At 69.1% G+C, this 14,679-nt stretch carries 15 protein-coding genes; 3 read left to right on the plus strand and 12 right to left on the minus strand.

The features are described from left to right. Positions 1 to 146: 146 nt before the first annotated feature. Both tyrS and L324_RS24305 read right to left on the minus strand, forming a co-directional pair. Positions 147 to 1,421 (minus strand): tyrosine--tRNA ligase, encoded by a 1,275-nt coding sequence (gene tyrS / locus L324_RS24300; protein ID WP_037313083.1) that lies wholly within the window; start codon positions 1,419 to 1,421, stop codon positions 147 to 149. Between the two features lie 32 nt (positions 1,422 to 1,453). Further along, positions 1,454 to 2,089 (minus strand): DNA-3-methyladenine glycosylase, encoded by a 636-nt coding sequence (locus L324_RS24305; protein WP_152546982.1) that lies wholly within the window; start codon positions 2,087 to 2,089, stop codon positions 1,454 to 1,456. Between the two features lie 131 nt (positions 2,090 to 2,220). Here L324_RS24305 and L324_RS24310 point away from each other — a divergent pair, with 131 nt between their 5' ends. Further along, positions 2,221 to 2,616 (plus strand): hypothetical protein, encoded by a 396-nt coding sequence (locus L324_RS24310; RefSeq protein ID WP_051174079.1) that lies wholly within the window; start codon positions 2,221 to 2,223, stop codon positions 2,614 to 2,616. A 69-nt stretch (positions 2,617 to 2,685) separates the two neighbouring features. On the opposite strand, the gene argH is transcribed toward L324_RS24310, so the two are convergent. The 8 genes from argH to argC are packed head-to-tail and all read right to left on the minus strand — an operon-like array spanning position 2,686 to position 10,224. Continuing rightward, a complete protein-coding gene (argH, locus tag L324_RS24315) occupies positions 2,686 to 4,101 on the minus strand; it encodes an argininosuccinate lyase (RefSeq protein ID WP_037313086.1) in 1,416 nt (471 codons plus the stop codon). Between the two features lie 26 nt (positions 4,102 to 4,127). Then, complete coding sequence (locus tag L324_RS24320; RefSeq protein ID WP_037313089.1) at positions 4,128 to 4,481, minus strand: adenine nucleotide alpha hydrolase family protein; 354 nt, start codon at positions 4,479 to 4,481, stop codon at positions 4,128 to 4,130. Next, complete coding sequence (locus tag L324_RS24325) at positions 4,471 to 4,992, minus strand: arginine repressor (protein ID WP_037313092.1); 522 nt, start codon at positions 4,990 to 4,992, stop codon at positions 4,471 to 4,473. Before L324_RS24325 ends, L324_RS24320 begins: the two co-directional genes overlap by 11 nt. Beyond that, on the minus strand, positions 4,989 to 5,915 hold the full coding sequence (argF, locus tag L324_RS24330) for an ornithine carbamoyltransferase (protein ID WP_037313095.1): 927 nt from the start codon (positions 5,913 to 5,915) through the stop codon (positions 4,989 to 4,991). The genes L324_RS24325 and argF overlap by 4 nt, the downstream gene beginning before the upstream one ends. Before the next feature lie 16 nt (positions 5,916 to 5,931). Continuing rightward, a complete protein-coding gene (locus tag L324_RS24335; protein WP_037313097.1) occupies positions 5,932 to 7,125 on the minus strand; it encodes an acetylornithine transaminase in 1,194 nt (397 codons plus the stop codon). Next, positions 7,122 to 8,042, minus strand: a complete 921-nt coding sequence (argB, locus tag L324_RS24340; RefSeq protein WP_037313100.1) for an acetylglutamate kinase — start codon at positions 8,040 to 8,042, stop codon at positions 7,122 to 7,124. The genes L324_RS24335 and argB overlap by 4 nt, the downstream gene beginning before the upstream one ends. Then, positions 8,039 to 9,199: a bifunctional glutamate N-acetyltransferase/amino-acid acetyltransferase ArgJ gene (gene argJ / locus L324_RS24345; RefSeq protein WP_037313104.1), complete on the minus strand. Its 1,161-nt coding sequence runs from the start codon at positions 9,197 to 9,199 to the stop codon at positions 8,039 to 8,041. Before argJ ends, argB begins: the two co-directional genes overlap by 4 nt. Next, positions 9,196 to 10,224 (minus strand): N-acetyl-gamma-glutamyl-phosphate reductase, encoded by a 1,029-nt coding sequence (gene argC / locus L324_RS24350; protein ID WP_037313107.1) that lies wholly within the window; start codon positions 10,222 to 10,224, stop codon positions 9,196 to 9,198. Before argC ends, argJ begins: the two co-directional genes overlap by 4 nt. 117 nt (positions 10,225 to 10,341) lie before the next feature. Here argC and L324_RS24355 point away from each other — a divergent pair, with 117 nt between their 5' ends. Continuing rightward, the gene (locus tag L324_RS24355) at positions 10,342 to 11,307 is read left to right on the plus strand and encodes a helix-turn-helix transcriptional regulator (RefSeq protein WP_037313110.1); all 966 of its coding nucleotides are present in this window, start codon (positions 10,342 to 10,344) and stop codon (positions 11,305 to 11,307) included. Positions 11,308 to 11,351: 44 nt separating this feature from the next. Here the strand turns inward: L324_RS24355 and L324_RS24360 are convergent, their stop codons facing one another. Together L324_RS24360 and L324_RS24365 are read right to left on the minus strand one after the other, a co-directional pair. Then, a complete protein-coding gene (locus L324_RS24360; RefSeq protein ID WP_037313113.1) occupies positions 11,352 to 11,846 on the minus strand; it encodes a hypothetical protein in 495 nt (164 codons plus the stop codon). 215 nt (positions 11,847 to 12,061) lie between these two features. After that, a complete protein-coding gene (locus L324_RS24365) occupies positions 12,062 to 13,651 on the minus strand; it encodes an alpha/beta hydrolase (protein WP_037313116.1) in 1,590 nt (529 codons plus the stop codon). 185 nt (positions 13,652 to 13,836) lie between these two features. On the opposite strand from L324_RS24365, the gene L324_RS24370 reads away from it, so the two are divergent. Further along, complete coding sequence (locus tag L324_RS24370; RefSeq protein ID WP_037313118.1) at positions 13,837 to 14,529, plus strand: DNA alkylation repair protein; 693 nt, start codon at positions 13,837 to 13,839, stop codon at positions 14,527 to 14,529. Positions 14,530 to 14,679: the final 150 nt, after the last annotated feature.

Consider the following 14,679-nt stretch of genomic DNA (forward strand, 5'->3'; position numbering starts at 1 on the left):
CGAGAGCTTGGTTCGTGTCCCGGTCGGCCACCCGGTTTCCCTGGCGACTTGGAGAACTTTACACGCCCCGGAAGGGCCCCGAAACAGGGGGGTACCTTAACTGCGTTTCCGCAGGTCAAGGCCCCTGTTTCGGGCCCGGGCCGCGGTCAGCCCCCGACGCGCACGCCGGCGACGTTGCGCTTGCCCTTGCGGACCACGAGCCAGCGGCCGTGCAGGGCGTCGTCCGCGGACGGCTTCCACTCCTCGTCGGCGATCTTCGTGTTGTTGACGTACGCGCCGCCTTCCTTGACGGTGCGGCGCGCGGCGCCCTTGCTGTCGACGAGCCCGGCGGCGATCAGCAGGTCGACGATCGTCGACTCACCGTTCGGGTCCACCTTGCCGTTCGGCACCTCGGCCATGGCGGCGTCGAGGGTCGACGAGTCGAGTTCGCGCAGCTCTCCCCTGCCGAAGAGCGCCTGGCTCGCGGCGATGACCTGCCGGGTCGCCGCCTCGCCGTGCACCAGCGTCGTGAAGTCCTCCGCCAGCTTCCGCTGCGCGGACCGCAGGTGGGGGCGCTGTTCGGTGTCCTCGGCGAGCGCCGCGATCTCCTCCTGCCCGAGGAAGGAGAACATCTTCAGGTAGCGGATGACGTCGGCGTCGGCGACGTTCAGGAAGTACTGGAACCACGCGTACGGCGAGGTCATCTCCGGGTCGAGCCAGACGCTGCCGCCACCGGTGGACTTCCCGAACTTGCGCCCGTCGGAATCGGTGACCAGGGGCGCGGTCAGCGCGTGAACATGCCCGCCGTCGGTCCGGCGGATCAGGTCGACACCGCCGACGAGGTTGCCCCACTGATCAGAGCCGCCGATCTGCAGCTTGCAGCCGTATTCGCGGTAAAGGTGCAGGTAGTCCTGCGACTGCAGCAGCAGGTAGCTGAACTCGGTGTAGGAGATGCCGTCGGTTTCGAGGCGGCGCTTCACCGTCTCCCGGTTCAGCATCATGTTGACCGGGAAGTGCTTGCCGACGTCGCGCAGGAACTCGACCACGCTCTGCTTCGCGGTCCAATCCAGGTTGTTCTCGATCACCGCGCCCGTCGGCGAGTCGTCGAAGTCGACGAACCGCTCCAGCTGCCCGCGGATCCGGTCGGCCCACGCGGAGACCGTGTCCACCGTGTTCAGGGTGCGCTCACCGGTGTCGCGCGGGTCGCCGATCATCCCGGTGGCGACCCCGGCCAGCACGATCGGCCGGTGTCCGGCGCGCTGGAAGCGCGAGAGCATCAGCAGCGGGACCAGGTTGCCGGCGTGCAGGCTGGGTGCGGTCGGGTCGAATCCGCAATAGAGCGTGAGGGGTCCTTGGTCGAGGTCTCGCCGCAGTGCGTCGGTGTCGGTGGATTGCGCGATGAGGCCGCGCCAGGTCAGCTCGTCAAGGATGTGCTCGCTCACGCCTGTAGATCCTCCCGCACCAGGTCAACCGACTATCGGCCGGGGGCCGCCGCCCGTCGCTTGCCGCCCCGGCGATAGGTGGAGACGGCGGGTGAGCCGTCGATCCAGAACCGCCACGGCGTGTCCATCGCCATCGCGACGCCGACGCGCGGCCCGGTGCGGATGGCCGTTTCCGGGACGCGTTCACCGGTGAACAGCCGGACGGGGGACGCGGGATCGGTCAGATCGACGCCGTTCTCGGCCCGGTCGATGCCGAGCACCGAGGTGAGGATGGCCGGTCCCTTGGCGAGTTCGCCGTTGCCCCGCGCCGACGGACGGCGCGCCTTGGCGATGTCCGCGCCGGCCACCACTTCCCCGGCCCGCAGCAGCACGGCACCCGGCTGCCCGTCTTCGGTGCCGACGACGTTGGCACAGAAGTGCATGCCGTAGACGAAGTACACGTACAGATGTCCCGCCGGGCCCCACATGACCGCGTTGCGCGGGGTCTTGCCGCGATAGCAGTGCGACGCGGGGTCGTCGAGTCCGCGATAGGCCTCGACCTCCACCAGGCGGACCGCGACGGTGCCGTCGGGACCGGTCGCTTCGAGCACCGCGCCGAGCAGGAGCGTGGACAGCTCCACCGGATCCAGCGCCAGCTCCCGCCGGGTGAACTGTCTGCCGGTCACCACGTTCCGCACTCTCCTTTTGCCCGCGATCTCCCTCAGCCGACCCTATCCCGGACCGGGGCCATCGACGCTTAGCGCACGGTTAGTGAGCCATGCCACGGTCGGTGCCCTGGGTCCCCGAAGAAAGGCCAAAAATGTCCGTCAAGACGTTTCTCACGCGTTTCGCCGTCCTCGGGACGCTCACCGCGGCGGCGTCGACCGCGCTCATGACCGGAACGGCCTCCGCGGCCTCCGAGAAGGTCTGTAGTTCCTACTACTGCAACACCACGAACGGGACGGCCAACTACGTGACGACCCTCGTCGCCTCGCGGAACTCGCCGCTCGTCGGCAAATACGGATACTTCAACGTGTACGGCCCCAACGGATTCAACTTGACCGGCCGGACGAGCACGGAGAGCCGCGACACGTTCGCGATCAGAAAGTCCTTCGATCCTGGCTCCCTGCTCTGTCTGCGCTTCTTCGAGAGTGTGGGAGGCGGTGCCTGGAAGCAGCGGGGTAACGCGGTGTGCACGACGACGCCGGTCGGCTGATCGCGACACGTCCGGGGTCGTGAGTGGTAAGTGCCGTTCTAACGGCACTTACCACTCACGACCCACTTGTCAGCTCAGCCAGGCGCGGTGTTCGGCGACCCGCGCGACCAGCCGGTCCCGCTGCTCGGCGACCCGCTCGGGAGCCGTGCCGCCGCGGGCGTTGCGCGAGCTCACCGAGCCCTCGACGGTCAGCACCTCGCGCACGGCGGGCGTCAGCGCCGGGTTGATCTTCTCGAATTCCTCGTCGGTCAATTCGTCCAGCCCGACACCGCGGCCTTCGGCCACGCGGACGCTCTCCCCCGCCGCTTCGTGCGCGACACGGAACGGAACGCCCTGGCGCACGAGCCATTCGGCGATGTCCGTGGCGAGGGTGAACCCGGCGGGCGCCAGTTCGGCGAGCCGGTCGGTGTGGAAGGTCAGCGTCTCGAGCATGCCCGCGATCGCCGGGAACAGCAGTTCCAGCTGTTCGACGGAGTCGAAGACCGGCTCCTTGTCCTCCTGCAGGTCCCGGTTGTACGCGAGCGGCTGCGCCTTGAGCGTCGCGAGCAGGCCGGTCAGGTTGCCGATGAGTCGTCCGGCCTTGCCGCGGGTCAGTTCGGCGACGTCCGGGTTCTTCTTCTGCGGCATGATCGAGCTGCCGGTCGCCCACGCGTCGTCGAGGGTGACGTAGCCGAATTCGGCGGTGTTCCAGATGATCACCTCTTCGGCGATCCTGGACAGGTTGACCGCGAGCATCGCGACGTCGAAGGCGAACTCGGCGACGAAGTCGCGCGAAGCGGTGCCGTCGATGGAGTTCTCGACACTGGTGTCGAAGCCCAGTTCCTCGGCGACGGCCTCGGGGTCGAGGCCGAGCGAGGAGCCCGCGAGCGCGCCGGAACCGTAGGGCGATTCGGCGGTGCGAGCGTCCCAGTCACGCAACCGGGTGACATCGCGCAGCAGGGACTGGCCGTGCGCGAGCAGATGGTGCGCGAGCAGGACCGGCTGGGCGTGCTGCAGATGCGTACGCCCCGGCAGGATCGCGTCCGGATGCCGGTCCGCCTGCGAAACCAGCGCGTCGACGACGCCCAGCGTGCCGGCGACGACCCGGCGGGCGGCGTCGCGCAGCCACATCCGGAACAGCGTCGCGACCTGGTCGTTGCGCGAACGCCCCGCCCGCAGCTTGCCACCGAGATCGGTGCCGGCCCGCTCCAGCAGGCCGCGTTCGAGCGCGGTGTGGACGTCCTCGTCGGCGACGGTCGGGGTGAACTCGCCCGAGGCGACGTCCTGCGCGAGGGTGTCCAGCGCGGCGAGCATGCCCGTCAGCTCGTCTTCGGTGAGAAGCCCGGCCTTCCGCAGCACTCGCGCGTGGGCCCGCGACCCGGCGATGTCGTACGGCGCCAGGCGCCAGTCGAAATGGGTCGAGGCGCTCAGTGCCGCCATCGCCTCCGCCGGTCCGCTGGCGAACCGGCCGCCCCACAGCTGCACCGGCTGCTCATTCCCGCTCACAACACTCCTCGGATTTCCTTGATTCTTCAGGCGACTGACCGGTCGAAGGTAGCGCCTGTGGTGAAGTCGTACAGCGCGCGCTCGTCGCGCGCGGAATTCACGACCACGTTCCCGCGGTGCAGGATCAACCGGACTTCGCCGGACACCTGCCCGAGGCTGACCTTTTCCAGTTCCTCGTGCGCGGTGACCAACGCGGCCGCGCCGGGACCCTCGTAGATCTCGCGGCCTTTGAGCCCGAAGGCGCCGATGCGGCGGTTCACCTGCTGGAAGGCCTCCAGCAGGGTCACGGTCTCCCCGTCGATGGCGACCGGCACCCCTTCGTCGAAGGTGACGACCAGCTTCTCCGGGTCATCCGGGAAGGCGAACCCCTCAGGCGTCACCTTCGGCCTCCTCACCGCCGTCCACCGTGGACGACCTTCGGGCCAGCGCCATGAAGCGCTCGGCCAGATCCTTGCCGGACAAGGGTTCTCTCGCGATCACCGCGACCGTGTCGTCGCCCGCGATCGAACCGACGACCTCCTCCAGCGCCGCCCGGTCGATGGCGCTGGCGAGGAACTGCGCCGCCCCGGGCGGGGTGCGCAGTACGGTCAGGTTCCCCGACGAATCCGCCGAAACGAGCAGCTCGGCGAGCAACCGTGAAAGCCGGGAAGTCCCGCCCTGCACTCCGCGTACCGGGCTGCCGTCCTCCGGGATGACGTACACGGGCGCGCCGGAATCGGCGCCCCGCAGCTTCACCGCGCCCAGTTCGTCGAGGTCGCGCGACAGCGTCGCCTGGGTGACGTCGATGCCTTCCGCGGCCAGGAGCTTCGCGAGCTCTGTCTGGCTGCGGATGGCCATCGTGGACACGAGTTCGGTGATCCGGGCCTGCCGGGTGACCCTGCTGCCGGTCATCGTCGCTTCTCGTCCAGGAGCCATACCAGCAGCGCCTTCTGCGCGTGCAGCCGGTTTTCGGCCTCGTCCCAGACCGCGCTCGACGGGCCGTCGATGACCTCGTCGGTGATCTCCCAGCCGCGGTGCGCGGGCAGGCAGTGCAGCACGATCGCCTCGTCCGCCGCCCGGCGCATCAGGGCGGCGTTGACCTGCAGCTCCCGGAACGGACCGACCCGGTCGAGACCGTCGTTCTCCTGGCCCATCGAGGTCCAGGTGTCGGTGACGACGACGTCCGCGCCTTCGACGGCGGCGTACGGGTCGGTGAAGACCGTGGTGCTGCCGCCGGTCTCGGTCGACCGGTGCTTGGCGTCGAGCATGACCTGCTGATCCGGCTGGAAGCCCTCCGGCGAGACGACGCGCACGTGCATCCCGGCCGTGGTCCCGCCCAGCAGCAGCGAATGCGCCATGTTGTTGGCGCCGTCACCGAGGTAGACGAGGGTGAGCCCGGCGAGCTTGCCCTTGCGCTCGCGGATGGTCATCAGATCGGTGAGCACCTGGCACGGGTGGAACTCGTCGGTCAGCGCGTTGATCACCGGGATGCTCGCCGCCGACGCCATCGCGTCGATGCGCTTCTGGGCGAAGGTCCGCCAGACGATCGCATCCAGGTAGCGCGAAAGCACCCGCGAGGTGTCCTCGATGGTCTCTTCGCGGCCGAGCTGCATGGAGCGTCCGTCGACGATCACCGGGTTCCCGCCGAGCTGGGCGATGCCCACCTCGAACGAGAACCGGGTCCGGGTGGAGTTCTTCTCGAAGATCGCCGCGACGGACTTGCCCTCCAGGGCGCGGGAGCTCAGCGGCTCGGCCTTCAACTGGTCGGCGAGGTCCAGGATCTCGGCCTGTTCGGCCGGGCTGAGATCGTCGTCGCGGAGAAAGTTGCGGAGCATCGGTTTCGTCTCTGTCCTAGGTGGTGGTGGAATCGAGCGCCCCGGGAAGGGCTTCGAGGAATCCGCTGGCCTCGTCGGCACTCAGGATCAGCGGTGGTGCCAGCCGGATGGCGTCCGGGGCGACCGGGTTGACCAGGTAGCCCGCCTCCTGCACGGCCTTGGCGACCGCCGCCGAGACCGGTTCGCGCAACGCGATGCCGAGCAGCAGCCCGGCGCCGCGGACCCCGGCCACCAGCGGATGGCCGAGCTCCTCCACGCGAGAGGCGATGTCCTTGCCCAGCGCGGAAACGTGGTCGTTCAGGTTGTCCTTGGCGATGGTCCTGAGCACGGCGAGCCCGGCGGCGCAGCAGATGGGATTGCCGCCGAAGGTGGTCCCGTGCTGCCCCGGCTTCACCAGTTCGCCCACCTCGCCGACGCCGATGACCGCGCCGATCGGCAGGCCGCCGCCGAGGCCCTTGGCCAGGGTGATGACGTCCGGGACGATGCCGGCGTGCTGGAAGGCGAACCACGCGCCGGTGCGGCCGATGCCGGTCTGCACCTCGTCGACGACGAGCAGCGTCCCGGTCGCCTTGGTGATCTCCCGCGCGGCCTGGAGGTAGCCGTCCGGCGCCGGGATCACTCCGGCCTCCCCGAGGATCGGCTCGACGAAGACCGCCGCCGTGTCGGTGTCCACCGCGGCGCGAAGCGCGTCGATGTCTCCGTACGGAACGTGGGTGACACCCGGAACCAGCGGCACGAACGGATCCCGCTTCGACGGCTGACCGGTCAGCGTCAGCGCGCCCATGGTGCGGCCGTGGAAGGCACCCTCGCAGGCGACGATCTTGGTGCGCCCGGTGAGCCTGCTGATCTTCAGCGCGGCTTCGTTGGCCTCCGCGCCGGAGTTGACGAACAGCACCTTCGCGTTGCCGGACAGACCGGCGACGTCCAGGAGCGTCTCGGCGAACTCGACGACGACCGGGTTCACGTAGAGGTTCGAGGTGTGCCCGAGTTTCGCGACCTGTTCGGAGACCGCGGCGACCACGGCGGGATGGGCGTGCCCCAGCGCGTTGACCGCGATCCCGCCGACCAGGTCGACGTACGGCTTGCCGTCGGCGTCCCAGACCTTCGCGCCCTCACCGCGGACCAGGGTCAGCGCCGGTGTGCCGTAGTTGTCCATGAGGGACGACTTCCAGTGCTCCTGGCCGTCTGCATTGGACTTGAGGGTGGTCACGGGAGCTCCGTTTCGGGGAAGACCATGGTGCCGATGCCACGGGAGGTGAAGACCTCGAGCAGCACCGAATGGGCGATGCGGCCGTCGATCACGTGCGCGCGGCGGACGCCGCCGCGGATGGCGCGCACGCAGGCCTCCATCTTCGGGATCATGCCGCTGGCGAGGCCGGGCAGCAGGGTTTCGAGGCGGTCCACGCGGACGCGGTCGACCAGCGAGCTACGGTCCGGCCAGTTGGCGTAGAGACCTTCGACGTCGGTGAGGACGACGAGCTTCTCCGCGCCCAGCGCGGCGGCGAGCGCGCCGGCGGCGGTGTCGGCGTTGATGTTGTGCACCACGCCGTCGACGTCCGGGGCCACCGTGGAGACCACCGGGATGCGCCCGGCGTTGACGATGTCGAGTACCGCGTCCGGGTTGACCTCGGAAACCTCGCCGACGAGACCGATGTCGACCTGCTCACCGTCCACAGTGGCCTGCTTGCGCTCGGCGGTGAACAGCCGCGCGTCCTCGCCGGAGATGCCGACCGCGTACGGGCCGTGCGCGTTGATCAGCCCGACGAGTTCGCGGCTGACCTGTCCGGTCAGCACCATGCGGACGATGTCCATCGTCTCCGGGGTGGTGACGCGCAGGCCGCCCTTGAACTCGCCTTCGACGCCGAGCCGGTTGAGCATGGCGGTGATCTGCGGGCCGCCGCCGTGCACCACGACCGGGCGCAACCCGGCCATCCGCAGGAACACCATGTCCTCGGCGAAGGCCTGCTTGAGGGTCTCGTCGATCATGGCGTTGCCGCCGTACTTCACCACGACGGTGGCGCCGTGGAAACGCTGCAGCCAGGGCAGGGCCTCGATGAGGATCGCGGCCTTCTCGGCGGCCGTCGCGAGCCGTTCGTCCGCGGGGATCGTGGATTCGGAAGGGCTCATGACGAGTACGCGCTGTTCTCTTCGACGTAGGCGTGCGAGAGGTCGGTCGTGTAGATCGTCGCCTCGCCTTCGCCCAGACCGAGGTCGACGACGATCGTGATGTCGCGTCCGGAGAGGTCGGCCTCGGAGCGGTCGGCGGCCGTGGTGCCCTTGGCGAACAGGGTGACGCCGTTGATCGTGATGGAGACCTTTTCCGGGTCGATCTCGGCGGGCACCCGGCCCAGCGCCATGGCGATCCGGCCCCAGTTGGGATCCGAACCGAACAACGCGGTCTTGACCAGGTTGTCCTCGGCGATCGTCCGGCCGACGGCGATCGCGTCGGCCTCGCTCGCCGCGCCGGTGACCATGACGTCGACGTACTTGGTGGCGCCCTCGGAGTCCGCGCGCAGTTGCAGCACGAGGTCGAGGCTGACAGTGGTGAGCAGTTCGGTCAGTTCGGTCTCGGACGGTTCGACGCCGCTGGCGCCGGACGCGAGGACGAGGACGGTGTCGTTGGTGGAGGTGCCGCCGTCGACGTCGAGCCGGTCGAAGGTGACGCCGGTGGCGGCACGCAGGGCCCGGTCGAGGACCTCCGGCGAGACGACCGCGTCGGTGGTGAGGACCGAGAGCATCGTCGCGAGGTTCGGGGCGAGCATGCCGGCGCCCTTGGCGAATCCGCCGACGCTCCAGCCGCTTTCGTGCTTCGCGACCGCCTGCTTCGGCTTGCTGTCGGTGGTCATGACCGCGGTGGCGGCGGCGAGATCGGTTTCGGCGCCGGTCCCGAGTTCCTTGACGGCGGTGTCCACGCCCGACAGCAGCGCGTCCATCGGCAGGCGCTCACCGATCAGGCCGGTCGAGCAGACGGCGACCTCGATCGCGCCCGCCTCGAGGAGTTCGGCGACCTTCTCGGCGGTCTTGTGCGTGTCCTGGAAGCCACCGGGGCCGGTGGCCGCGTTCGCGCCGCCGGAGTTGAGCACGACGGCCTTGAGCCGCTGCTGCTTCAGTACCTCCTGCGACCACAGCACGGGCGCGGCCTTGATCACGTTGCGGGTGAACACGCCGGCCGCGACCTGCAGCGGCCCGTCGTTGACGACGAGCGCGAGGTCGAGCTTGCCCTCGGCCTTGATCCCGGCGGCGACGCCCGCGGCGCGGAATCCCTTCGGCTGGGTGACGGTCACGGAGCGACTCCTACGGTCGGTAGTCCGGTGGTTTCGGGGAGGCCGAGCGCGATGTTCATCGACTGCACGGCACCTCCCGCGGTGCCCTTGGTCAGGTTGTCGATGGCCGCGACCACGATCAGGCGCCGGGTGTCGGCGTCGACGGTGACCTGCAGCTGGACGTTGTTCGAGCCGACCACCGAGGCCGACGACGGCCACTGGCCCGGCGGCAGCAGCTGGACGAACGGCTCGGCGGCGTAGGCCTTCTCGTACACCTCGCGGGCACCGTCGGCGTCCAGGTCGGCCTTGAGCGCGGCGCTCGCGGTGGTGAGGATGCCACGCGGCATCGGGGCGAGCACCGGGGTGAACGAGACCTTGACCTGCTCCCCCGAGATCGCCGAGAGGTTCTGTGCGAATTCGGGGGTGTGCCGGTGGGCGCCGCCGACGCCGTACGCGGAGGCCGAACCCATCACCTCCGAACCGAGGAGGTTCGGCTTGAGGCTCTTGCCCGCGCCCGAGGTCCCGGTCACGGCGACGACGGTGATCTCCGGTTCGATCAGGCCCGCGGCGAGCGCCGGGGCGAGGGCGATCGAACCGCCGGTCGGGAAGCAGCCGGGGACCGCGATGCGCTTGGTCCCGGCGAGACGCTCGCGAGCGCCGGGGAGCTCGGGGAGGCCGTACGGCCACTGTCCGGCGTGGTCGCCGCCGTACCAGCGCTGCCAGTCGGCCGCGTTCGCCAGCCGGTGGTCCGCGCCGAGGTCGACGACCAGGACGTCCGGTCCGAGCCGGGCGGCGATGGCCCCGGAGTGGCCGTGGGGCAGCGCGAGGAAGACGACGTCGTGCCCGGCCAGTGTCTCCGGGGTCGTCTCCAGCAGGACGCGGTCCGCCAGCGGCGCGAGGTGCGGTTGGTGCTGGATGAGCGGCGTCCCCGCGGAGCTGGCCGCGGTCAGCGCGCCGATCTGGACTTCGGGATGGGTCAGCAGCAGGCGCAGGAGTTCGCCGCCCGCGTACCCGCTGGCTCCGGCCACCGCGATCTTCACCGTCATACGAATGATTATGCACAGCAGTGCAAGTTCAATCAAACGGAAGCGCGCTCGAACACTGTCGCGTCGCTCACCCGATATAGGTCATCTGCTGTCCCCTTCCCAGGGCATCCTTACCGCATGACGGACACGCCCGCCCGGTTGCTCGGCCTGCTTTCGCTCCTGCAGACACCGCGTGAGTGGCCCGGCAGCGAGCTCGCGCGACGGCTGGAGGTCAGCCAGCGGACCATCCGGCGCGATATCGACCGGCTGCGTGAGCTCGGTTACCCCGTCGAGGCGTCGCGGGGCTCGGACGGCGGATACCGGCTGGGCGCGGGCGCGGCGATGCCACCGCTGCTGCTCGACGACGAGGAGGCCGTCGCGATCGCGGTCGGTCTCCGGAGCGCGGCCGGGCAGGCGATCTCGGGTATCGAGGAGTCTTCGGTGCGGGCACTGGCGAAACTCGAACAGGTGCTGCCCTCGCGGCTGCGTTACCGCGTCGGCGCGCTGGGCGCCGCGACCGTACCCCTGCCCGGAACCGGCCCCGCGGTCGATCCGGAACACCTCACCGTCTTCGCCGGCGCGATCGCCAACACCGAACGGACCCGGTTCGGCTACCGGACCGGCGACGGCACCGAAACCCGGCGGCATGTCGAACCGCACCGCCTCGTCTCGGCCGGGCGCCGCTGGTACCTGCTCGGCTACGACCTCGACCGCGACGACTGGCGGATCTTCCGGGCGGACCGGATCACCGGAGCACGAGCGACCGGCGGCCGGGCCACCCCACGGCGACCGCCTGCCGAGGACGTCGCCGCCTATGTCACCGAGAGGATGTACAGCCTCCTTCCCACCTACAGCGCGCGAGTGACCCTGCACGCGCCGATCAACCAGGTCGCCCCCGCGATCGGGGACCGCATCGGCGAACTCGAACCGCTCGACGACGGCACCTGCGTGCTGAACGCGGGAGCGGACACCCTCGACTGGCTCGCGTTCCGGCTGCTGGGGCTCGGCTGTGAGTTCACCGTGCACGAGCCGCCGGAACTGATCGGCCACCTCCGGGAGATGGCGGCGCGGATGAACCGCGCTACTTCGTCCACAGTGGACTGAGGGGTGGCCACGAGGGCGGGCCCTGCCCTCGTGGCCACCTGGATTCAGCCGAGTTCACCCACCTCTCGCTGACTGGGCGGGATCGGCAGGTACGCGCCCCGGCGCTCCGGGTCGCAGCCGACCCTGGGCAGCCGGGCCCGGATGCCACCCGGCGTCCGCTCGAACCGCCGCGCGATCTCCTCGACGCTTTCCCCGGCCAGCCAACGGCTTTCCAGTTCGGCGTCGAGTTCATCGGACCACGGCAGGCCCTGGTGCGCGGGACGGTCGGCCGATCTTCGGCGACCGTTCCGGCCGGTGCCCCGTCCGGCGAACGCCATCAGCGTGTCGGAAAGGACGGTCGCCAAGGCCGGTACGGCCTCGGCGTCGATATCGAGCCTGCCTTCGGCGACAGGCTCCTCATGCGGTCCGGCTCCGCCGACCATGACGGTCACCCAGCGGTCTTCCCCGGCCGCGCCGCCACCCTCACGGGCGGCGACCTCGATGCGGTAAACGGTGTCCTGCACGCGGATCTCGGTCCGGTGCTCTTCGACAATGGTCATGCCGGGGACGCTAACGGGCGGTGCCGACAATTCCCCGGCCCGGCGGCGGGAATCGGCGTCCGGACGGTGGATGACCGGTCCTTTCGGTGCGATCCGGGCCCAAAGGGTGCCGGTCATGACCACGCAATACCCGCATCCAGAGGACGAAATGCGAGTGCCCCGCTCCGGAAGGTATCCGAAGCGGGGCACCGAAAGGTCGCGAAGGGCGGTCAGGCTCAGAAAGGCAGCGCCTGGGCCAGCGCCTCCTTCTTCACCTCGGCGACGGACGAGGGCACGTCCGACTTCTTCGCCGTGGCCGACGCACCGTCCGGAACCGGCTGCGGGACCGGGGAGCACTGCACGTCCGAACCGTTGCCCGGCTTGCGCACGGGCAGCTTCCCGGTCAGCAGGTAATCCGCGATCTTGTCGTCCACACAGGACACACCGGACAACGAACCGGAGTGCGTGGTGCCGCCGGGCGCGCTGATCAGGCTGGAGTTCGGGTAACGCTTGCGGACCTCGAGGCTGCCGGGGTACGGCGTCGCGGCGTCGTTCTCCTCGTTGATCAGCAGGATTCCCGGCACCTTGCGCCCGTCGATCTCCACCGGCTTGCCCGGCTTCGCCGGCCAGTTGAGGCACGGCGCGTTGAACCAGGCGTTGCCCCAGGTCTCGAACGGCGCCCGGAAGTGCGTGATCCAGTTGTCGAACTTCCAGCGGTTCCAGTTCTGCGGCCACGCCACGTCGGTGCACTGCACGGCCGCGTAGACCGCGTACCCGTTGTCCTGACCCGGCGGGTTGGAGTCGTCGTACAGGCCCTTCAGGGTCTGCCAGTCACCCTTGTGGACCCAGCCGGAGAACGCGTTCGCGATGTCCTCCCAGCCGAAGACGTAGTACCCGGCCTGCAGGAAGATGTCCGTCCACTCGGAACCGCCGATGACACCGCCCGCGGGCTTGTCGTACAGCTTCTTCTGCTCGGCGTACCACAGCTTCTCCACCGCCGACGCGGTCTTGCCGAGGTGGTAGACGTCGTCGTACTTGGCGATCCAGCCGAAGTAGGTCTTGATGTTCTTGTCGAAGGCGATGTCCTGGTTCAGGTTCGCCTGGTACCAGACGTCGCGGGGATCGACCGTGCCGTCGAAGACCATCCGCCGCACGTTCTGCGGGTACAGCGAGCTGTAAACCTGACCGAGGTAGGTGCCGTAGGAGAAGCCGTAGTAGTTGATCTGCTTCTCGCCCAGCGCCTCGCGCAGGCTGTCGACGTCCTTCGCGACATCGATGGTCTTGATGTGGTCGAGGATCGCGCCGTTCTTGGCGCACGCCTTCGCGTAGCCCTTCGCCTTGTCGAGCCAGGTCTTCTCGATGGCCCGCGTGGTCGGCACGTACTGCGGGCGGTTGTAAGAGGCGTAGTTGCCGTCACAGGTCAGCGACGGCTTGCTCTCCCCCACCCCGCGCGGGTCGAAGCCGATCCAGTCGTACTCCAGACCCGCGCCCTTCGGCACGTACTGGCCGAGTGTCGAGAGGCCGAGGCCGGAGCCACCGGGGCCGCCGGGGTTGACCACCATGATGCCCTGCGACTGGGCGGACTTGTGCTTGACGCGCGAGACGGCGATCGAGATCTTCTCCCCGCCCGGCTTCGCGTAGTCCAGCGGGACCTCGAGGAAGCCGCATTCCGCGCCGGCCTTGACCAGGCTCGGACGGGTGCAGGCTCCCCAGCTGATGGGCTTCGGATCGAAGTCCGACGCCGAGGCGGCCGTGGCGGAGGGAGCGATCGCCATGGTGCCGACGCCGATCCCCGCGACCGCCAGGGCGGCAACGAATTTCTTCACTGTGTTCCTTTTCGTCCGCGTGCGACCCGGTCGGGCCGAAGCTACCGAGAACCGGCTTCAATCTCGCTGACCGACACGTCCGCCGCCATCCCTCTTTAGTCGGTATCCGGATCTCGATCCGGGCATATCCGTCTTGTCGGTCCCCTGTCGTACGCTCGCGGCGCCCGACTGGGAGAGGAGTGCGCGTGGACGTGGTGAAAAGCCTGGTATCGGCGGTTCGCAACGGTTTGGCCGGACTGGCCGATCCGGAGAAGGCGACGGCGATGCGGGCGTACATGAAGTCGGAAATGCCGTTCCTCGGTGTGCAGAAACCCGCTAGGGCGGCCCTGCTGAAATCGGTCTTCGCACACCATTTGCTACCCGATGAGGTGACTTTCTCCACCGCCGTGCTCACCTTGTGGCGCGAAGCGGAATTCCGCGAGGAGCGGTATGCCGCCATCGACCTTTCCGGTCACCGCGCCTACGCCCACCTGCAGGACAGCGGGCTGCTGGGCCTGTACGAAGAGATGATCGTGACCGGCGCCTGGTGGGACCATGTCGACGAACTCGCCATCCGCCGCGTAGGGCCGATCCTGCGGGCGGAGCCGGAGACGGTGGCCCCGCTCATGCTGACCTGGGCCTACGACGAGGACAGGTGGCGCCGCCGTACTTCGGTGATCTGCCAGATCGGCGCCAAAGACGCCACCGACACCGACCTGCTCACCCGCGCGGTCGAGGCGAACCTCGACGACAGGGACTTCTTTCTGCGCAAGGGGATCGGCTGGGCCCTGCGCGCGTACGCGAAGACCGAGCCGGACTGGGTGCGCGCGTTCGTCGCCGCGCATCCGGCGCTGTCCCCGCTGTCCCGTCGGGAGGCGCTCAAGCATCTGGGCGGTTGAGCACTAGGCGAGGAAAGGCTGTGAAGGTCTCTTTCCCTACTCTGAAGATCAGGGTCCCGGCAAAGTCGCAGAGTTGCTGGTCAGCGCCGCTCTTGGTGGTCCGGATGTGACATCGCTGGCGCCTTCGAGGTTCGAGTGTGGAGGATTTGG

The sequence above is a fragment of the Amycolatopsis orientalis DSM 40040 = KCTC 9412 genome (assembly GCF_000478275.1).
GTDB lineage: Bacteria > Actinomycetota > Actinomycetes > Mycobacteriales > Pseudonocardiaceae > Amycolatopsis > Amycolatopsis orientalis.

Excerpts from the sequence above, each read along its gene's own strand:
- L324_RS24310 (WP_051174079.1), top strand. The coding sequence starts at position 2,221 with ATGTCCGTCAAGACGTTTCTCACGCGTTTCGCCGTCCTCGGGACGCTC.
- L324_RS24325 (WP_037313092.1), bottom strand. The coding sequence starts at position 4,992 with ATGACCGGCAGCAGGGTCACCCGGCAGGCCCGGATCACCGAACTCGTG.
- argF (WP_037313095.1), bottom strand. The coding sequence starts at position 5,915 with ATGCTCCGCAACTTTCTCCGCGACGACGATCTCAGCCCGGCCGAACAG.
- argB (WP_037313100.1), bottom strand. The coding sequence starts at position 8,042 with ATGAGCCCTTCCGAATCCACGATCCCCGCGGACGAACGGCTCGCGACG.
- argC (WP_037313107.1), bottom strand. The coding sequence starts at position 10,224 with ATGACGGTGAAGATCGCGGTGGCCGGAGCCAGCGGGTACGCGGGCGGC.
- L324_RS24355 (WP_037313110.1), top strand. The coding sequence starts at position 10,342 with ATGACGGACACGCCCGCCCGGTTGCTCGGCCTGCTTTCGCTCCTGCAG.
- L324_RS24360 (WP_037313113.1), bottom strand. The coding sequence starts at position 11,846 with ATGACCATTGTCGAAGAGCACCGGACCGAGATCCGCGTGCAGGACACC.